The organism is Leptolyngbya iicbica LK, assembly GCF_004212215.1.
GTDB classification, from domain to species: Bacteria; Cyanobacteriota; Cyanobacteriia; order Phormidesmidales; family Phormidesmidaceae; genus Halomicronema; species Halomicronema iicbica.
Map to the genome: position 1 here is coordinate 142,805 of NZ_QVFV01000003.1, position 19,465 is coordinate 162,269.

Here is a 19,465-nt window from a genome sequence, read left to right on the forward strand (position 1 = left end):
GTGGGCTCATATGGGAGAGGACCGCTAATCTCTCTGGCTGGGCATCGAGTCGGGCTCGATAGCTTAGACCACACCATGTATATGGCGACTAGTGGATCGGGGAAAAACCTGCTTGCAGGGCCGATGATCCGATCGATGGTGGAAACGTGTACTGATGACCCGACCCGGCGGATGCTGATTGTTGAAGCGAAGGGGCAGATCACTCAGGCTCTTGAGGGAATGGGGGCGAAGTATGACCTAATTACCCTGTCATCGAAACATGGGTACTCACCTGATTTTGCCAAGGATTTTGATACCTACACACGACAGGTGCAGCTTGCCTACAACTTGGTGCCAAGGCTAGACGGCAATAACGCCTTTTTTAGGAATGGTGCGAGGGGACTTCTGGTTGCCGGGGCGGTATCGATTCACCAGATTACTGGTGGGGAGTGGGGAGTTGATGACCTCGTTAATTTCTCGACAGAAGGGCAAAAGATTGTTCAGGCCATTCTGAAACGAACAAAGATTGGGCGGCGATTTCTTAGAATCCTTGACAGCACCCGTGATGCAACGACGCTCTATAAGCTCCGTACTGAGCTGTTTACCCATATGGAGCCATTGATGACGGCTGCTGCTAAGTATCAGGTGTCAGATGCGCTTAGTGTGATCGATTTTTGGGAGGGAAAAACTGAAGCGCCAATTCTAGTTATTAAGGTCAATCCTGAACATCTTGATGCGGAGCGGGCAGCCGTCTCGGCACTGTTACAGCGGTCGTTTGAGCACATTATGTCGCTCACTCCGCCGGTAGACCCGAGAGATCTGCGGAAAGATAAGCTAATCCTGCTCGATGACGCGGGCTTCTACCGCCGTATCCCCAAGTTCCTTGAGGCGACAGAGCTTATCAGAGGCAACGGTGGGCTGCTGATAGCGCTTAACCAGAGTGTGGAGAGTTTGCGCAGTCGGACTTCATATGGAGATGAGGCCGATGGATTGCTCGCGAACTTCCCCAACCTAGTGATGTTGCTCAGTGCCTCACCGATCACGGCGAAGTGGTTTTCGAGCCGGTTCGGGCAGATCGAACGGGTGAGGCTGTCGTTAAGTAGGAGTTTCGGCAAAGAGGGGGTGCAGTGGAGAGCGGATGAGCGCCGGTCGGTTGAGAATCTGGTCTTCGATCGAGAGTTCCTCAATATGACGCCACCTTCTCCAGAGAGTGGGGTGACCTGTTATCTCAAAACCCAAGCCTTTGGGGAAGAACTGAAGAAAGTCATCCCATGGGAGCAGATTATCGAGCGCACTCCTCCGACAGCGTATGTCGATTTTTCACCGTTACCGTCATCACTCCAGGAGCCTGCTGACTGGGATATGGCGCGGCTTGAGTTTCTCTGTCTTGGGAAGCGGCTAGAAGATGAGGTTGAAAGTCAAGTGAGCAGTTCGTTTGGGAGCTCTTTAGATGAGTTTGAAACAGCGCTTCGGCGCATTGTGTTTGACATTGGCTTCGACATGATTGAGCGCCTGGTGGACCCCGAAACGGGGCAAGTGTCAGGCACGAGCGGAAGTAAGTCCTAAGCAGTAGCGAGGCCGCTACAAGATTCAAGCAACCAAAAAGTTCACGAATAAAGAGTTTCCGAAGCTTATCGGGGTGCCGAGGAACGTGATTTTGCCTTATCCATTGGCAAGGAGAAAACAGTGATGCAGAAGAAGCCGCGTAATTACCACTTTGATCCGACCCACCAGTACACAAAGAAAGCCATAGAGGAGCTTACAGGACTTTCAAAAAACGTAGTCTCAGCTGGATTAGAAGCTGCTGGGCTTTCGACGAGTCGACGCAGTTATTTAGGCCAGGAGCTGCTGGAACGATTTGTCCCGGTTCGGCGGTTGATTGAGAACGGCATGACGTATGAGCAAATTCAGGAGATGCAGCGGATGCGTCATGCGGCAAGTCGAGATGAGGAAGGCACATCTGATTCGATGTATGACGAGAATGGCGATTTGGGCGATTTTGACCAGGCCGTTGGTCGTGGGATGGCGCAGATGGTGTATGGCGTTGCAGAAGCGGCTGCTGATGATCTCGTTGAAGTGATGCCGCAGCTTGTGGGATTAGCACTTAGCAAGGTTGCACGTGACGGCAAGCTTGATGCGGCGTTTAAGCGAGGGCTACGGGAGCATTTCGCCAACCGGCGAAAGATTGACCTGGGGTTAGGGGGAGCTGTTGAGGTACCAGCACGATCTTTGGGGGCCAGTGATGGTGAACAAGCTAATCGGGCTCAAGCTTCACCACATTCACCTGAGCATGATGGGAACGCGAGTCAAGAAAGCGTTGAAGTGACTGAGGAGGAAGGGGAAGGGTGACCCCTTGGTGATTGTTTGTATCTCCGAGTGGGTTGCACTGCAATAAAGAGCACAGCGCAGTGCCTTGTAGAGAGGCCTTTGTTGCGAGAGACCACAGTGTGGGTGAGGGGGAAATCAAAGTGGTTTGTACTAGGCAGATAGCTTGCAGGGTGAGTCGATGGAACACAAAACCCAAAAGCGCCGCAGGAAGGCGTATTCAACGGATAGATTTTTACCGGTTTCCGAGGCTACTCCGGTGTTGACAGAGCAGCTTGGGCGAGGCTGGAGTCGAGATTCCATTAAACGGAAGATTGCAGAAGGTGCGCCCTTCCAGTGGATTGCTGGGATTCACTATATCCGTCTGCACGGGCAACTTCGGGCAATTAATGTCGATGCCGTGTTGCGCGAGATCGTAACGTACTCCGGTTAGCCCTGGTGTTGAGAAAAGGGGTTTTTGAAGCGCAAGGGTGGCAGCAAATCCAGTTCTTTGATGTGATCAGGACTCGCGAGTGTTGTCTGATCGCAAGTCGTATTTTCCAAGTAGTGCAATTAGGTCAGGGGCAGAAGTGAGCTTTGCGTGAAGCGGCAGAGCTCAGAAGGAGAGACCGTTTCGACGGTTTCTAGGTTTGGCGTACACAGTTTTAGTTGAGTTGAGGTTTTTTAGTCATGACTGAGATGCGTTGCATTGAAATCGTGCCGCCATCAGTTGGTGCTGGCAAAGTGGGAGTCATTATCCACGGGGAGTTTAGCCGGACTCCACTGTGGTTTGGCGAGGCGACCTATTCTGAAGTGTTTGAGGCTTCGGGAAGGCAGCTTCTTCATCGAGACGATGAAGATGGTGTCTATGAGGCGATGTATGGTCCGATCGATGGCTTTCCGCTTTGGGCGTTGCATGGTGAAGCAGACTGTACCTCTCACATCTACTACTTCGATGATGAGCGGGTACTCCAGGGGGTCGCTTTGGAGCCTGTCAGGGGCATTTCGGTAAAGGTCGGGGATCTCGTGATGGAGCCCTATTACCTTGAGCGGCGAAATGATGGGTATCAGTACCCTATCTTTGACACGTTAGTGGTCAAGGCTCGCAGTTATCTTGACCAGTGTTTGGAAGGAGATCGTCTGCTGCTTAAGTATCGTGGGCTCTACCGGCAAGCGGGGATCTTCTTTGCTGGCGGGGCTGAGAATGCAGACCTGCTCTACAGTTTGGGATGTTTCTCGCAGGAGTGGCTTAGCGTACCTCTTGAAGCGCTGGGGTGGACGAATTATCTGCGGGAGCGAGAGGAGCGACGGTTGGTCGGGGTGGGCTGGGAAGCACAGCCGTTTTGAGGGTTGGTTTCAGGGAGGGTGCCAGAGGTGCTCTCCCTTGGGGACCAGGATTTACGAAGGGTTGCGGTCTTTTCCTTCTGTGTTGTGTTTTCGGCCATGGCGAGAAATTTCAGGCAGCTGTCTTTGCTGCCGGTGTCCCCTCGTCCTTTTGTGAAGTGGGCTGGGGGAAAGGGGCAGTTACTTCCAGAACTTGTGGCGCGGGTGCCACAGCAATTTAACCGTTACTTTGAGCCATTTTTAGGTGGTGCGGCGCTTTTCTTTCATCTTCAGCCGCAGCAGGCGGTGCTATCGGATAGCAATCCAGATCTGATCAACCTCTATCGGGTGATTCGAGACCAGGTTGAGGAGTTGATTGAAGACTTGGGTCGGCACGTCTATGACCGGGAGTATTACTATCGTTTGCGGCAGGTAGATCGAACCCCTGAGTATGGGCAGTGGACGGTGGTACAGCGGGCAAGTCGTTTTATCTATTTGAATAAGACTTGCTACAACGGCCTCTATCGGGTGAATTCCAGAGGTGAGTTTAATGTGCCCTTTGGGCGCTACAAGAATCCGACCATCCTGGATGAGGAGAACTTGAGGGCGTGTCATGCGGCCCTTCAGGGAGTGACCGTAAAGTGTCGCGACTTTCGTGAAACGTGTCGGCAGCTCGGGGAGGGGGATTTTGTATACTTTGACCCACCCTATATGCCAGTGAGTACGACGGCGAGCTTCACTGGCTACACGCGAGAAGGATTTGGGGAGAGGATGCAGGAAAAATTGGCTTCATTATGCCGGGAGCTTGATCGGCGTGGGGTGAGATTTATGGCGTCAAACTCTGATACCCCTTTGATGAGGGAGCTTTATCAGGGGTTCAATGTAGAGGTGGTTTACGCTGCTCGCCCGATTAACAGTCAGGGGCGGAAGCGGGGGAGGGTGCCGGAGGTGGTGGTGAGGAATTAGGGTTCCGCCGCTAATATGCTCGGATAGAAGGCCGGGCCTGCACAGCTTTATGATCTACAAGTACTGTCATTCAACAAAGAGGAGTACCCTGGCAGCCTCAAGGAAGCACCAATCTCATGATTGGCCTCACAATGGGGGTACTTAAACCGCTAGCAGCCTCTGCCACCCAAGCTTTCAAGTTTGTGTCTGCCAGCCAGCCCAAAACCGGATTTGCTTCAGAAATCAAAGCCTCACAACCACTCTTTTCAAAACAGTATCAGTCCTACTGCGTATTTTTCTTGACGCTGAGAACTAGCGTTGCTATAGTCGAGCTATCCAATTTGGATCAGTAGCGACCCTACTGCGTTGTTTTTTTTGAGGTGAAGTTCATAACATGGTTGCGCAAAAACGGAAACTTGGGGTCTATGCCCCAACTGAACGAAATGGTCGGTCCAACATTTATCAGCTTCAGCTGGTTGTTGGGAACGGGCCACAGCAGTTGAGTTACCAGCGCTGGCAAGATGGCAATCCTGCCTACTACTTTGGCAGGGGTAGCTCGGATGACCGTGCCTTTAGCTTCTCGGCTATTAAGTCACAGGTCACTCCAATTCTGGATCCTGATGCTGAGCAAGCACTCAAAAATTGGGAAAAGCGAGTTGGAAAAGATGAGGCCGATCGCATTCGTAATGAATCGATCGCAGCTGGCAAGATGGGCCACAACATGTTGGAGCGTTGGAACCGAGGTCAAACCCCTGGTCCCTTCCCGATGAATATGGGTGGCTACGTCAAGGCCTTAAAGGATGGCATCTTCCCTTATTTGCGGCGTTCAACTCCCCCACTGTCGGTAATTGATCAGGAACGCAACGAAGTAACCCTCTCAGAGGTGTTCGTTGCTGACTTTGAAGAGCAATTCATTGGCCGGTTTGACCTGGTTACTGAGATCGCGGCTTCACCGTTCGATGGTGCAAGAGTGTTGTTAGAGCTTAAGGGTAGCCGCAACGAAAAGTCTTTGGAGCATAAGCTTCCGCACATTGTGCAAGCTACAGCATACCTAACGACTTACAACAAAATCGCTGCTGCTTTCCCTGAGCAAATTGCTCCACTAGATGGGATCGCCATGGCGTACATGTATAGCTCTGGAATCGGCGAAATGATGCCAATTTTAGGGGAGGAGCTCCAGGAGTACATTGAAGAATGGCAGGGATGGCTTACCTGCTTCCAAAGCCTTCGCGGGGCTAAGGATGCTGCCTAATCACTAGGTCGTTTCTTGATCGGGCGTCCTACGTGGGGCGTGGGACGCCTGGCCAATCTCAGGAATGTAAACCTGGCGCTCTATATCAATATTAGATGATTTTTTGGATGAACATGACCGTACTAGAGGGTCCGGGAGATGTTCGATAACACACAAACAAGTGGTGCAAATCGATGACTACCGTTCATTCGCTGCAGGATCTTGGGCATCTACGCAGCGGCTATCAGTATCGCTCTGCTAAAGACCTAGAGTCTGGCGAGCCTTATCAAGCAGTACAGTTAGGTGTGCTCGCAGCGAATGGCGAGCTTGATTGGTCTAGTTTAGAACCTATGCGGTTTGAAGGCGACCCCAAGCAGTATCTCCTCCGAACAGGGGACGTCCTGTTTCCCTTACGTGGAGGTCGAACCGCAGCGGTGGCGATTAAGAATCCACCTGAAGATGCTTTCGTTGTTGGGCATTGGGCAATTCTGACGCCAGATTCTGCAAAAGCTGATGGTACTTATCTCGCCTGGTACTGGAATCATCCTGCAATATGCAAGCGGCGCGAATATGAGATGAGCAAGGGAAGCAACATTCAATTCATCTCAATGCGTGACTGTCGAAGCTTCAAGGTGCAGTTACCCCCACTTGAACGTCAACGGCAAGTCGCTAGAGTTGCCGAACTTTGGCAACAAGAACAGAAGCTCACCGGTCGGCTTGAAGAATTGAAGGACAAACTGATTAACGCGGCGACGATGCAGGCCGCAATTGAGGAATAGGAGGGAGGATGACGATGGCACAGATGACGCAGCAGGACATTAATGGTGTGGTTTGGAGGGCGTGCGACACCTTCCGAGGCACGATCGACCCGGCCCAGTACAAAGACTACATCCTGGTGATGCTCTTCCTGAAGTATCTGACCGATCTCAGGAATGACAAGCGGGAGGAATATCGCAAGAAATACAAAGGAGACGAAACCCGTGTGGAACGGGCGATGAGCCGGGAGCGGTTTGTGCTGCCTGAAAAGGCTGACTTTGACTATCTCTATGACAACCGCGAAAGCAAGCGCGGCGAAAAGTCGATCGGGGAGCTAATTGATGAAGCCTTAGCCGCGATTGAAGATGCCAACAAGGAAAAACTGGACGGCGTGTTTCGGAACATTAGCTTCAACAGCGAGGCTAATTTTGGCGAGACTAAGGAACGGAATACTCGATTGCAGCATCTGCTGGAGGACTTCCACGACCTAGATTTACGTCCATCCCAAATTGGCAACCGAGATGTGATCGGGGATGCCTACGAATATCTGATTGGTCAGTTTGCAGCGGATAGCGGCAAGAAAGGCGGGGAGTTCTACACGCCACCGGAGGTGTCTACGCTGCTGGCTCGGATTGTGGCTCCGAAATCTGGAGACCGCATCTATGACCCGTGTTGTGGGTCAGGCTCTCTGCTGATTCGGGCAGCCAAAGAGGTGCCGGATGGCAACGTAGCGCTGTTTGGTCAGGAGATGAATGCTGGAACCTGGGCGCTCTGCCGGATGAACATGTTTCTGCACGGGTTCGATGGGGCAGAGATTGAGCGCGGGGATACGATTCGGAATCCTAAGCGAATCAAGGATGATGCTCTGGAGAAGTTCAATGTGGTTGTTGCTAATCCACCATTCTCGCTCGATAAGTGGGGCGCGGATAAAGCTGCTAATGATCCGTGGCAGCGGTTTCTACGCGGAGTGCCGCCAAAGGGAAGAGGGGACTTTGCTTTCATCCTACACATGATTGCTTCAATGACAGCTACGGATGGTCGGATCGGGGTAGTCGTGCCGCATGGTGTGCTATTTCGTGGTGGCTCGGAAGGTAAGATACGTCGAAAATTGATTGAGGAGAACTTGCTGGAAGGTGTGGTTGGCCTACCTGCCAACTTATTTTTTGGAACAGGGATACCAGCAGTATTATTGTTTTTTAATCGCGCAAAGAAAGATAAAAAAGTCTTCTTTATTGATGCTGGTCAAGAGTTTGAGGAAGGAAAAAACCAAAATCGATTGCGCGGCCAGGATATCGAGAAAATTATCGAGACCTGGAATGCCCGAAAGAGTGTTGAAAAATACAGCCTTTTGGTCTCTCCAGAAGAAATCGAAGAGAATGACTTCAACCTCAATATATCACTCTACGTTGATACGTTTGAGGAGGAAGAAGAAATCGATATTGGAGCGGTTCAAGGAGAAATTGTTCAATTAGAAGTCACACTTGAAAATACGCGCAAAGAACTGGCTTTAGCTCTAGAAGGCTTAGGAATCAGATGATCGAAGAGTGGGAACTGATGCAGATACGCGATTGGGGAACGGTGGATGCTGGGCGTCAGCGTTCATTTAAGATCACAGCAGGAACGATGCGCCCCTATCTACGTGTTGCCAATGTTTTTGATGGATTTATTGATACATCCGATGTATTGCAGATGCCTTTTTCGAATAAAGAGTTTGAGAAATATAAGCTGATTCCTGGAGACATATTACTCAATGAAGGACAGAGTTTAGAGCTCATTGGTCGATCTTCTATTTATCAGGGAGATCCTCCAGACTGTGCTTTCCAGAACACGCTTGTGCGATTTAGACCAGGCCCCAAATGTGACGTGGAGTTTGCCCATTTGCTGTTTCAGCATCTGCAATACACTGGCAAGCTATCTGCAGTCGCTAAACAGACTACATCCATTGCACATTTAGGAGTTAATCGATTCGCTGACTTATGGATTAAGGTTCCTAATATTGAGGAGCAACGAAGGATTTCTAACATTCTCATTAAATGGAATAGAGCGATCGCCCTCACCGAAAAACTTATCGCAGTCAAGCGCCGCCTCAAACAAGGGCTGATGCAACAGCTTCTCACAGGTAAGCGGCGATTCCTAGGGTTTGAAAATGATGGATCAAAACAGGAAATTCAGATAGGAGAAGTGCCCTCTGATTGGAAGGCTGTGAAGATCGGCAAAGTTGCACATGAAATATCTGAACGTGCTGCGCCAGAAGGAACACCAGTTTTATCATGTACAAAATATGACGGACTCGTTTCTTCATTAGAGTATTTCGGAAGGCAGGTATTCGGAAATAACCTGGACAACTACAAAGTTGTAAAGCGTAAGCAATTTGCCTACGCAACAAATCATATTGAGGAAGGCTCAATCGGCCTACTGCGTGACTTTGATGTTGGGCTGGTAAGCCCTATGTATACCGTTTTCGGGTTGACCACCGAAATGGTCGATCCAGAGTTCCTATTCGCGGTTCTGAAAACCGAGACGTACCGCCGCCTATTTGAGGCGCTCACCTCTGCTTCCGTGAACCGTAGAGGCAGCTTACGGTGGCCTGTTTTCTCAAAGATTGTTGTAGCTATCCCATCGTTACCGGAGCAGCAAAAGATCATGTCAGTTCTTAAGGCTGTTGACCGAGAAGTCGAGCTTCTGGAGGAGCAACTTCGGCTGCTGAAACTTCAGAAGCGCGGACTCATGCAGAAACTCCTGACCGGCGATATCCGAATTCCCATACTTGATGATGCAGCATGATTTCTTCCCCCTCCTTCATTCCCGAAACTACTCCTCCATTCACCGAGGATGACGTTTCCAAAATCCCTGCTGTAGCCCTGCTGATGAAGCTTGGCTATCAATACCTGCTGCCTAAAGAAACCCTAGAGTTGCGAGGAGGACGGCGCTCCAGCGTCATTCTGTTTGGTGTACTAGAGCAGCAGCTACGGAAAATGAACCGGATTCAGTTCCGGGGGGAGGATGTTCCGTTTACTGAAGGCAACATTGCCGAAGCGATCCGCGTGCTGCGGGATATGGATGATGATGGACTGGTTCGTACAAACGAGAAACTCTGGGACCTGTTGAGGCTAGGGAAAGCCTTGCCTCAGACCATCCAGGGCGATACCAAGAGCTTTACCCTGCACTATATCGACTGGGAGCGCCCGGAAAATAACGTCTACCACGTCACCGATGAGTTTGTCGTGGAGGCCAGCGGCACCACCGATACCCGCCGCCCCGACATCGTGCTGTTTGTGAACGGCATTCCCTTCAGCGTGATTGAGTGTAAGCGCCCTGGTTTACCCGCTGGACAAGACCCGATTGAAGAGGCTATCAGCCAACAGCTTCGCAACCAGCGCGATTCAGAGATTCCCCGGCTGTTTCACTATGCCCAACTGCTGCTCGCCCTGGCCATGAATGAGGCTAGCTACGGGGCCACCGGCACTCCGATGAAATTCTGGTCAATCTGGAAAGAACGGGAACTTGATGAAGCCACCCTGGAGCGGACTGTTAATCAGCCCTTGGGGGCTGAGTTTCTGTCCCACTTCTTCACGTCCGATCAGCATCGCTTCAAGGGGACCACGCCAGAGCAAGCGCGGGAATGGTTTGAAACACTTCAAGCGGTGGGACGCTCTGTGACCGCCCAAGATCTTGCTCTCTATGCCCTCTGCCGCCCGAAACGGTTATTGGAGCTGGCTGACAGCTTCACCGTCTTTGATGCGGGTGAGCGGAAGATTGCCCGGTACCAGCAATACTTCTGTGTCAAACGCATCATGGAACGTATCCACAAGTTTGACTCGAATGGCTCTCGTAAAGGGGGAGTGGTTTGGCATACCCAGGGCAGTGGTAAGTCAATCACGATGGTGCTCTTGGCCGAGGCAATCGCCCGTGATCCGGTGATTAAAGATCCGAAGATTGTTCTGGTGACTGACCGGGTTGATTTGGACGATCAGATTTACCGCACCTTCGATCACTGTGGTTTGGAGCTGGTGCAGGCCAAAACCGGCAGACAATTGCGAGACCTATTAGAAGACCCTAAAGCTCGAATTATCACCACTCTGATCAATAAATTCCTGGCCAGCCGGGACGATCACAACGACGACCCTAATGTATTTGTGCTGATTGATGAAAGCCACCGGACTCAGTTCGGTACTTTGCATGTGGCCATGCGTCGGGCACTACCGAAAGCTTGTCTGATTGGCTTTACCGGGACGCCTATTCTCAAGAAAGAGAAGAATACCGTAGCCCAGTTCGGGGGACTGATTGACACCTACACCATTGGTGAGGCGGTTCCAGATGGTGCGGTGGTGCCCTTGCTCTATGAAGGTCGCCATGTGCCCCAGGACGTTGACCGCAAGCAGATTGACCTGTGGTTTAAGCGGTACACGGCTGGGCTGACCGACCAGCAACGAGCGGATCTGAAGAAGAAGTTCTCTACGGCAGAACAGCTCAACCAGACTGAGCAAAAGATTCGCGCGATCGCCTGGGATATCAGCTACCACTATTCAACGGAGTGGCAGGGGACAGGCTTCAAGGCTCAGCTAGTGACGCCATCCAAAGCGGCTGCATTGCTCTATAAACGCTTCTTAGATGAGTTTGGCTTGGTATCCAGCGAAGTGCTGATTTCCCCGCCGGATACCCGCGAGGGTAATACCGAAGTCAGTGAACTGCGAGACAGCACCCAACGGCCCAAAATCCAGGAGTTCTGGGAAAAATTGATGGAGCGGCATGGCGCTGAGGATAAGTACCAGAAAGACCTGATCAACCGCTTTAAGCACGGCGATGAACCGGAAATCATCATCGTGGTGGACAAGCTGCTGACTGGGTTCGATGCACCCCGGAATACGGTTCTCTACCTGACTCGCTCCTTGAAAGATCACCGGTTGCTTCAGGCGATCGCCCGTGTGAATCGGTTGTTCGATGGTAAAGACTTTGGCTATATCATCGACTACTACGGTGTCTTAAAGCGCCTGGGAGAAGCCCTCGACCTCTATGGCTCAATGGAGGAGGAGTTTGAAGAAGGAACCTTGGACGGCATTCTAACGGATGTTTCCGAAGAGTGGCGGAAACTAGAGCAGCGGCATAGCGATGTTTGGGAGGTGTTCCAGGGAGTTCCAAACAAGCAGGATATGAATGCCTTGCTAACTCCACTGGCTGATGAGGAGTTACGTTCTAAGTTCTACGAGCGCCTGTCTCTGTTTGCCCGTACCCTCAAGATCGCACTGGCCAGCCTGGAGTTCTATGACCATACGTCAGATAAGAAGATTAAGCGATACAAGGCAGACCTGAAGTTCTTTGCGAATCTGAGAGCTGCCGCCGCACGCCTGTATGCAGAGCGGGTTGACTTTAAGCAGTACCAGGAATCGATTCAGAAACTCCTAGATACCCATGTTGGAACGGATGAGATTGAGACTGTAGTTGAGCCGGTCAATATCTTCGATAAGGAAGCCTTCCAAGCCGAAGTGGATGCTCAGGACTCCTCTGTCACGAAAGCGGAGATGATTGCCAACCGTACCAAACGTTCGATCACCGAGCGCTTAGAAGAAGACCCAGCCTTCTATATTCCGTTTTCTAAGATGCTCGATGACATCATCAAGAGCATCCGAGAGCAGCGCTTCGATGATGCCGATTCCTTGCTGAGAAGTGTCGAGGATATTCGGGATAAGGTTCGCGATCGTACAGGTGATGAGGTGCCGGAGCGTTTACGCGATCATGACGTAGCGAAAGCCTACTATGGCGTGGTGCAGGAGAACCTGGCTGGCATTAGTTCAATCTATCTACATCCAGATATTACGGAATTAGCCAGTGACTCTCATCAGGTTAAAGAATCTAGCGGTCAATATAAAACGCCTAGATCAGCAAAAGAGCCGTTGCAAGAGCTCAGCGCTGATATTGCTCTAAGCATTGAATCTATTGTGAATGAGCATCGTATGGTGAATTGGATTCAGAACGTGGATACCCAGAATCGGATGAAAACCGCGATCGAGGATATGCTCTTTGACCTCCAGGACGAGTACGATTTTGAACTCGACTTCGACACCATCGATATCATCCTGGAAAAATGCATTGATATAGCGCGGGTGCGGGTGCCATGAGTGAAGTAACGGTAGAGCAATACTCAATTCAGGGAAGAGGGAAACAGCTCAGCTACGATGTGCATCGGAGCGATCGCACGACGCTGGAAATCAGTGTGCATCCAGACGGAAGAGTAGCCGTCACGGCCCCTCATGATACTGCCCTCGAAAAAATTGAGGCGAAAGTCAGAAAACGGTTTCCCTGGATAGAGCGGAACCTCCGAGAGGTTGAGCAGCTCCCCCAGCCCCAGGCCCCTCGACAGTGGGTTTCTGGTGAAACACATCGCTACCTGGGGCGGCAATATCGCTTAAAGGTGGTGATCGGAGATAGGCCCTCCGTAAAGCTCAAGGGAGCCTTCTTTCATGTCCTGGTGCCTGATAAGGCAGATGTGGATGCCATTCGTGAGGTGGTAGAAGCATGGTACCGAGACCATGCACGACCAATATTTGAGCAGCACCTAAGTCGATGTTTACGAGCAAGTAAGCCATTTCTGGGGATTGAGCAGGTGGATCTGGTTGTTCGGAAGATGAAGAGCCGGTGGGGGAGCTGTACTCCCACGGGGCGCATCGTTCTGAATCTTGATTTGATCAAAGCCCCGGTACAGTGCATTGACTACATCATCATGCACGAGCTTTGTCATCTGGCAGTTATGGATCACAGTGAAAAGTTCTGGAGCTTGTTATCAAAGTGTATGCCGGATTGGGAAAAGAGACGTTTGCTTCTGTCAAAAGTTGAGATATGAACCAAGTTTGTGAGGTGAAAATATATGTGGTCTGATAACGAATCCGATGTTGATCTCTTAGGTTTTGACTACCTCACGAGTGCAATCACTTCGATTGTTGGTAATGAGTCTCTACTACCTGCCACGATAGGTGTTTATGGCGATTGGGGTAGTGGTAAATCCAGCCTACTTAAAAGAACTCAGGTTGAGCTAGAGAAAGACGATGATGTCTTAGTTCTCTCGTTTACGGGATGGTTGTTTGAAGGATATGAAGACGCCAAAACGGCTCTTATGGGGACTATTCTGGACGAGATCGTAGCGAAGCGGACCCTTGATAAAAAAGCTAAGCATCTCGTAGTTGGCTTGCTGAGGCGAATCAATTTTATGCAGGTGCTCGGGTCAGTCACTAAGCTAGGGGCTAAAGCTGGGCTAGCCTACGCGACTGGTGGTTTAGCTGGATCAGGGATTAGTGGCACGCTCGATGCAGTGCAGGTGGCAGGGGAACTAGCAGACAAGGCGAAGGATCTCGATATAGATGGACTCGATTTCGATAAATTCCTGAAAGAAGATCCCAATCAGAATTTACGGCGAGGAATCCGCGAATTCCGAAAAGACTTTGGTATCTTGCTAAAGGAAACAAAGATTAAGACATTAGTTGTCATCATTGACGACCTTGACCGTTGTAATCCAGATACCATTATCGAAACGCTGGAAGCGATAAAACTATTCCTTTTTGTTCCAAACACAGCTTTCATTCTTGGTGCTGATGAACGCCTCGTAAAATATGCTGTTCGGCGGCGATTTCCTGAATTGCCAGGTGAGCGAGCGGAAGTTGGACGCGATTATCTAGAAAAATTAATTCAGTTTGATATTCGCATTCCTTCTCTAGGTCGATCAGAACTTGAAACTTACATCAACCTCCTCTTCTTTGAAAAGACAAATAGCAGAGGTTCAGAAGCGTTTCAAAAAGCCCAGAGTTGTATTGCTGATAGTACTAACAACTCGCTCTTAGACGTTCGATTCAACTATGGGATAGCTCAACAAATCCTTGATGGGCAGATACCAGGAGAACTGGCAGAGGACCTAATTATTGCGCAACGGATAGCACCAGTATTGGTGGTTGGCTTGAACGGCAACCCACGCCAGTGTAAGCGGTTCCTGAACAAGCTAATGATGCGTGTCGAGATGGCTAAAGCTAAGAAGGTTGATTTAAAGCAGCGTGTGCTTGCCAAGTTGATGCTTCTAGAATACTTCAGTCCTCAGTTTTTTAAGCAGATTGCTGAGCTGCAAGCATTACAGCACGGACGTCCTAAAGAAATATCCCTGGCTGAGCTGAGGGTAAATCCTCCAAAGATTACTGAGGCTGATGACGATGAGTTGCCTGAGGAGGGTAACGATTCCAACGGATCAGAGTCGAAAGGGAAGAAACGATTTTCGCAAAAAGCAAAAGTATCCAGTGATAGTCCAGCAGGAAAAGTAGAGCCGTCTATTTCGGCCTGGATTTCCGATACCTGGATGAAGGCGTGGCTTGAAAGTAAACCCACATTGGCGAATGAGGATCTTCAACCTTACTTCTTCTTTTCTCGTGACACACTCCAAGGTGTACTCAATACTGCTTTACAACGAATGACACCGCAGGCACAGGAGATGTTAAGCAGTCTATTTCAGAGCAGCGAGGCTGCCCGGAATAATGCTTTGAAGAAGGCAGGAGAATTGAGTCCAGGAGATGCTGCTGCTGTGTTCCAAGCCCTTTCTGAAAGGGCACGAGAAGAAGAAGATTTAGGGGATGAGTCTTCGGCATTTAACCGAATCTGTGATTGGGTAAGTTATCGAAATGAACTGTTCAATCAATTTGTAGCCTTTGTCAGGGGATATCCAGAAGCCTCTTTACCAGCAGCTATCGTTCTGCGCCTTGAAAAGCTTGGGAAAGAGCAAGAAACTCTGGAGCCAGTGAAGGAACTATTTCAACAGTGGGCTGATAGTACTGGTTCATCTCAAGTAAAGGTAGCTGCTGCAAGTAGATTAAAGAGCCTCTAATTCACAGGAGTAGGGTGTGGGAACGTCAAAATCCTATGATGGACCGAAAGATAGGACACCTCTTCTACCGCCCTGGGCGTTTCCAGATACCGGTAATGGAGCGGAGCCGTCACCCGAATCGCCAGACAGTTCCTTACCCAACCAACCCGCAGAGGAGCAACCTTCGGAAAAACCACCGGTTGATCAGCCTTCCCCTTCCACAGAGCCGCCTCAGGCAATACCAGGTAACAGCTGGCGTTCAGCGAAAATAAGTTTGGGGAAAACGGTAACTGGTGGCAGGAGCAGGGCTTCTCTTGCAGGATCTGGGCGCAAATATGTTGGCGCTCTAGGCGGTGCGAGACGGGCCTCCAATACATCTCGTGCTGGTAGAGCTTCCACCGCTCGCCTGGGGCAGTTTTTATCGAGCGTCGGCTCACGAGGACTCAACGAAACGCTCCAAAGCTTTGGGTTGTCATCTTTTATTGGAAAAGATTCTGAGTCAATTTTTACCGCGATTTCTAACGCCCTTGCTCCAGCTGGTGCTTCCAGAGAAGAAGCGATCGCCCGTAGGGCTGTTAATGAGGCTCTTGAGGTTCTATACGAGCAAGTTCTTCTTGCTGATGGGGATCTCACTAAACTTGACCAGATGGGAACTCAGGAGATTGCCCAAGCCCTCCAGGCATCAGTGAGTAGCTACATCTATCAGCGTTGGTTAGCTGAGCTGGAAGTCGTACTTGAGAAGAAAGCCATCTCTGCGAACCAAGCAGTTCGCTATGAGCGGGATATGCGGGTGTATATCCAGGAATGCGTAGAACTGGATATGCAAGGTATTGACGTATTGAATATGGATTGGAACGGTCAAGCAGGTCAGCAGTTTATCGACAAAATATTTACGGAAGCATATAGGATTCTGGAGGACAGCCAATGAGGTGGCATCTGATAGTAAGAATAGGATCTGCGGACTTTTATACTCCAACCGTAGCCTCAAATGAACCACGAGTAATAGTTTCGATTGATAACCCTGGTGACACCTTTGCGATTGGAAACAATCTCCTCAAAGAAGTTGAAAGTCGAGCGTCGTTGAATCCGTCATCTTTAGCGGTTGACTTGGTAAACTTTGCAATTGCTATCTATACGGCGGATCTTAAGATCGCCCGGTCTCTAAGCGAAGATCGTTGGACCCGCGACTTAGTAGTTCACCTGCCGGTAGTGAACTTAGATGCATGGACAGGAAGTCGGGAACTAGCACAAGAAATGCTGAGTTTCCTGACTGGTGATCGCTGGGATATTCGCTTCAGGCAACATGAGTGTTATGAGAAGTGGTATGTAGCTAGCTCGGATGCTCCTACAGTAGATGTTGTTAGCCTTCTCTCTGGTGGACTTGATTCGCTTGTTGGAGCAATTGATCTCCTAGAGGAAGGGAGGAATGTAGCTTTTATAAGTCACTATGGTGCTGGAATGACAAAGTCATTTCAGGATGATGTCCTGAGAGCACTAGAGAAAGAATACGGTAGTCTCATTACCCCTTACAGTTTCTATGTGCAACCACCCAAAAAGCGAACTGGTTCGGGTGAGCCTTCTATGCGATCGCGCTCAATCCTATTCCTTTCATTGGGTACGTTTGTGGCTAGTTTATTCTCAGAAAAGATACCTCTTGTGGTCGCAGAGAACGGGTTAATTTCACTGAATGTACCTCTCACGAGTGCTCGAATCGGAAGTCTTAGTACACGAACAACCCATCCTCATTTCATTGCCCTCTACCGGAAGCTACTTGACTCTATTGGTCTAGACAATCCCGTTGAGTTACCGTACCGATTTCAGACCAAAGGAGAAATGTTTGAACAGGTTCGTAATCCTGAGGTTTTGAAAAGACTGGTGCCAGTTACAATGTCTTGCTCTCATCCTGAAAGCGGACGCTATCTCGGGAAAAAACCAGGTAACCACTGTGGCTACTGCGTTCCCTGCATTATCCGTCGAGCTTCACTAGCGGCTGTTGGACTAGACAACGATAACTGCAATATCGACATCCTTACCGAAGCACCAGCGTATGATACGGATCGGGGCAGGGATTTTCGTGCTTTTCAGATGGTAATTGAACGCCACAAAGCATCTGGCTCAAAAGTCTCTCTATTTGACGTCCTGGAATCGGGGCCTTTACCGCCAGATGATATCAAAGAGTATGTTGCAATGTATTCGCGAGGTATAGATGAAGTAGGTCAATTTCTTGAGCCGACACTTTCTTGACGATCTTGATAGTGATTTTATGAAAGTAGATTTTTAAGATTATTCCTTACAATTAGAGCGGCTGAAGTTTCGTCAGTAGACCATATAGAAGCCAACTTCTCTATTACTTTTCCAATGTCCTTAGGGGACATGATCGATTTTCCAGTCTTAATAAAAGGTCCGTCTGATTCTGTTAGAATTTTATCCTGTGGTATGCGTTCAATTAATTTTATCTTCTGAGGAGAAGTGAGCATTTTGATGTTGACCGAAAAGTAACACCCTGTTTCGACTGCAAGCGATGCTTCTTTAGTGGAGCCTGTAAACCAATGCAGAACCGCTCTGCCTTTGTGGGGTGGCAAATGAGTTCCGATTAGTTCAATGACTTCACGGGCTGCTCGACGGCTATGTATGGTTAATATTTTCCCTCCCGATTGAGCACAAAGACGTAAGATTTTTTGAAATATCTTTCGCTGAATGTCTAGCGAGTCTGAATACCCTGATGCACCATCGAGACCAACTTCTCCTATGTATCTAGTTTCAGATAAATACTGCTCAAAGAGATTTAGTTCGTTCCCATATGCATGGGCTAGTTGAGGGTGTAGTCCCAAAGCAACCCTGACATGCTGACAGTCTTGAGCAAATAGCTGGTTTTGCCTCCATACTCTTGGAGCATTTGTGACGGTAAGAGTCTTAATACCAAGCTCTTCACATTCCCTTAGAAGTTCTAAATGATTCGGGAATAAGTCGAGATGGCAATGAAAATCGACTAGCTTCCTATGTTCCAAAATCAGTATTCCTATTTACTATCTGTATTGTCTTCAATCTTTTCAGTTGCCGTACTCAACTCCATCTCCAACTGTTCCACCGTGGGTAGGTTTTTCTGAATATCGGGCGGGAGCTGTGATTGAACTTGGTAAGTCGAAACGCCAATCGGTTGCTGGCTACCCTGTAGGGCATACTCTACGATGGTGCGGTCCTTCGACTTACAGAGAATGATGCCGATGGTGGGCTCATCGCGATCGCTCCGCATTTGGTTGTCCACTGCTGCTACATAGAAGCTCATTTGCCCAGAATATTGGGGCTCGAATTCCCCCATCTTGAGGTCGACCACCACGTAACAGTGGAGATGAACGTGATAGAAAAGGAGATCAAGCCGAAATTCCTTATCGCTGACGACGATAGGGTATTGACTTCCCAAGAACGCAAAGCCAAGCCCCAACTCCATCAAGAAGTTCCGGATATGGTCGATCAGCCCTCGCTCGAGTTCTCGCTCATTGGCCCCTTCACTGATGGTGAGAAAGTCGAAGTGATATGGATCCTTCACTAACTGTTTGGCTAGGTCAGACTGAGGCTGGGGCAACGTGCGATCGAAGTTGGTGGCAGCACCTCCCTGGCGTCGATAAAGGTCGCTCTCAATCTGAATGACCAAGACATTGCGGCTCCAGCCGTTTTTGACGGTTTTTTGTGCGTACCAGAGCCTTGCCTCAGGGGCCTTTACCTTCTCCAGCAGAGCGATGTTGTGATACCAGGGAATTTGTGCAAGCACCCCTTGCACAATTGCCTCATCAGGATAAGCCTCAGCAAAGGTCCGCATATATTTGAGATTTCTTGAGGAGACCCCTTTGACCTCAGGGAACTCCCGCTTCAGGTCTTTGGCCAGCCGGTCAATGACCTTGCTCCCCCAGCCCCGTTCCTCCTGCCGAGCTAGGATTTCCTGTCCAATCTGCCAGTAGAGGAGGACCAGCTCCTGATTAACCGCCAGGGCAGCCTTAATCTGAGCAGTCCGGATCCGCTGCTTGAGACCATTGAGGAATTCAGCGTAGTTGTCGTCGGGAAAAAGCGAGGTCTGTTTCGGCATAGGAAAGACTATA

Annotated in this window: 16 protein-coding genes; 14 read left to right on the forward strand and 2 right to left on the reverse strand. The window is 49.8% G+C overall.

The features are described from left to right. Nucleotides 1–75: 75 nt before the first annotated feature. The 14 genes from DYY88_RS14550 to qatC all read left to right on the forward strand — a co-directional run bounded on the left by DYY88_RS14550 (nt 76) and on the right by qatC (nt 17,615). Nucleotides 76–1,545 (forward strand): type IV secretory system conjugative DNA transfer family protein, encoded by a 1,470-nt coding sequence (locus DYY88_RS14550; protein ID WP_160299550.1) that lies wholly within the window; start codon nt 76–78, stop codon nt 1,543–1,545. 123 nt (nt 1,546–1,668) lie between these two features. Continuing rightward, entirely contained in the window at nt 1,669–2,328 is a 660-nt protein-coding gene (locus tag DYY88_RS14555; protein WP_039726870.1) for a hypothetical protein, read from the forward strand. A gap of 157 nt (nt 2,329–2,485) precedes the next feature. Further along, the gene (locus tag DYY88_RS14560) at nt 2,486–2,737 is read left to right on the forward strand and encodes a hypothetical protein (protein WP_039726871.1); all 252 of its coding nucleotides are present in this window, start codon (nt 2,486–2,488) and stop codon (nt 2,735–2,737) included. A gap of 236 nt (nt 2,738–2,973) precedes the next feature. Further along, entirely contained in the window at nt 2,974–3,630 is a 657-nt protein-coding gene (locus tag DYY88_RS14565; RefSeq protein ID WP_039726873.1) for a hypothetical protein, read from the forward strand. A gap of 96 nt (nt 3,631–3,726) precedes the next feature. Continuing rightward, entirely contained in the window at nt 3,727–4,572 is an 846-nt protein-coding gene (locus DYY88_RS14570) for a DNA adenine methylase (RefSeq protein WP_039729875.1), read from the forward strand. A 373-nt stretch (nt 4,573–4,945) separates the two neighbouring features. Continuing rightward, complete coding sequence (locus DYY88_RS14575) at nt 4,946–5,803, forward strand: PD-(D/E)XK nuclease family protein (protein ID WP_039726875.1); 858 nt, start codon at nt 4,946–4,948, stop codon at nt 5,801–5,803. A 173-nt stretch (nt 5,804–5,976) separates the two neighbouring features. Further along, nucleotides 5,977–6,561: a restriction endonuclease subunit S gene (locus DYY88_RS14580; protein ID WP_039726876.1), complete on the forward strand. Its 585-nt coding sequence runs from the start codon at nt 5,977–5,979 to the stop codon at nt 6,559–6,561. A gap of 14 nt (nt 6,562–6,575) precedes the next feature. Next, complete coding sequence (locus tag DYY88_RS14585; protein WP_201278997.1) at nt 6,576–8,075, forward strand: type I restriction-modification system subunit M; 1,500 nt, start codon at nt 6,576–6,578, stop codon at nt 8,073–8,075. Further along, nucleotides 8,072–9,322 (forward strand): restriction endonuclease subunit S, encoded by a 1,251-nt coding sequence (locus tag DYY88_RS14590; RefSeq protein ID WP_052288417.1) that lies wholly within the window; start codon nt 8,072–8,074, stop codon nt 9,320–9,322. Before DYY88_RS14585 ends, DYY88_RS14590 begins: the two co-directional genes overlap by 4 nt. Then, complete coding sequence (locus DYY88_RS14595; RefSeq protein ID WP_044151212.1) at nt 9,319–12,654, forward strand: type I restriction endonuclease subunit R; 3,336 nt, start codon at nt 9,319–9,321, stop codon at nt 12,652–12,654. Before DYY88_RS14590 ends, DYY88_RS14595 begins: the two co-directional genes overlap by 4 nt. Then, nucleotides 12,651–13,376, forward strand: a complete 726-nt coding sequence (locus DYY88_RS14600) for a M48 family metallopeptidase (RefSeq protein WP_039726878.1) — start codon at nt 12,651–12,653, stop codon at nt 13,374–13,376. Before DYY88_RS14595 ends, DYY88_RS14600 begins: the two co-directional genes overlap by 4 nt. A 24-nt stretch (nt 13,377–13,400) precedes the next feature. Beyond that, complete coding sequence (locus DYY88_RS14605; protein WP_039726880.1) at nt 13,401–15,392, forward strand: KAP family P-loop NTPase fold protein; 1,992 nt, start codon at nt 13,401–13,403, stop codon at nt 15,390–15,392. A 16-nt stretch (nt 15,393–15,408) separates the two neighbouring features. Next, the gene (gene qatB / locus DYY88_RS24900; protein ID WP_302849247.1) at nt 15,409–16,299 is read left to right on the forward strand and encodes a Qat anti-phage system associated protein QatB; all 891 of its coding nucleotides are present in this window, start codon (nt 15,409–15,411) and stop codon (nt 16,297–16,299) included. After that, a complete protein-coding gene (qatC, locus tag DYY88_RS14615) occupies nt 16,296–17,615 on the forward strand; it encodes a Qat anti-phage system QueC-like protein QatC (RefSeq protein WP_052288418.1) in 1,320 nt (439 codons plus the stop codon). Before qatB ends, qatC begins: the two co-directional genes overlap by 4 nt. A 17-nt stretch (nt 17,616–17,632) precedes the next feature. Here qatC and qatD read toward each other — a convergent pair whose 3' ends face one another. Together qatD and DYY88_RS14625 are read right to left on the reverse strand one after the other, a co-directional pair. Further along, entirely contained in the window at nt 17,633–18,379 is a 747-nt protein-coding gene (qatD, locus tag DYY88_RS14620) for a Qat anti-phage system TatD family nuclease QatD (protein WP_052456689.1), read from the reverse strand. Nucleotides 18,380–18,390: 11 nt separating this feature from the next. Continuing rightward, entirely contained in the window at nt 18,391–19,452 is a 1,062-nt protein-coding gene (locus DYY88_RS14625) for a PDDEXK nuclease domain-containing protein (protein ID WP_039726884.1), read from the reverse strand. Nucleotides 19,453–19,465: the final 13 nt, after the last annotated feature.

Coding starts and splice junctions, on each gene's coding strand:
- DYY88_RS14550 (WP_160299550.1), top strand. CDS start 76: ATGTATATGGCGACTAGTGGATCGGGGAAAAACCTGCTTGCAGGGCCG.
- DYY88_RS14555 (WP_039726870.1), top strand. CDS start 1,669: ATGCAGAAGAAGCCGCGTAATTACCACTTTGATCCGACCCACCAGTAC.
- DYY88_RS14560 (WP_039726871.1), top strand. CDS start 2,486: ATGGAACACAAAACCCAAAAGCGCCGCAGGAAGGCGTATTCAACGGAT.
- DYY88_RS14565 (WP_039726873.1), top strand. CDS start 2,974: ATGACTGAGATGCGTTGCATTGAAATCGTGCCGCCATCAGTTGGTGCT.
- DYY88_RS14570 (WP_039729875.1), top strand. CDS start 3,727: ATGGCGAGAAATTTCAGGCAGCTGTCTTTGCTGCCGGTGTCCCCTCGT.
- DYY88_RS14575 (WP_039726875.1), top strand. CDS start 4,946: ATGGTTGCGCAAAAACGGAAACTTGGGGTCTATGCCCCAACTGAACGA.
- DYY88_RS14580 (WP_039726876.1), top strand. CDS start 5,977: ATGACTACCGTTCATTCGCTGCAGGATCTTGGGCATCTACGCAGCGGC.
- DYY88_RS14585 (WP_201278997.1), top strand. CDS start 6,576: ATGGCACAGATGACGCAGCAGGACATTAATGGTGTGGTTTGGAGGGCG.
- DYY88_RS14590 (WP_052288417.1), top strand. CDS start 8,072: ATGATCGAAGAGTGGGAACTGATGCAGATACGCGATTGGGGAACGGTG.
- DYY88_RS14595 (WP_044151212.1), top strand. CDS start 9,319: ATGATTTCTTCCCCCTCCTTCATTCCCGAAACTACTCCTCCATTCACC.
- DYY88_RS14600 (WP_039726878.1), top strand. CDS start 12,651: ATGAGTGAAGTAACGGTAGAGCAATACTCAATTCAGGGAAGAGGGAAA.
- DYY88_RS14605 (WP_039726880.1), top strand. CDS start 13,401: ATGTGGTCTGATAACGAATCCGATGTTGATCTCTTAGGTTTTGACTAC.
- qatC (WP_052288418.1), top strand. CDS start 16,296: ATGAGGTGGCATCTGATAGTAAGAATAGGATCTGCGGACTTTTATACT.
- DYY88_RS14625 (WP_039726884.1), bottom strand. CDS start 19,452: ATGCCGAAACAGACCTCGCTTTTTCCCGACGACAACTACGCTGAATTC.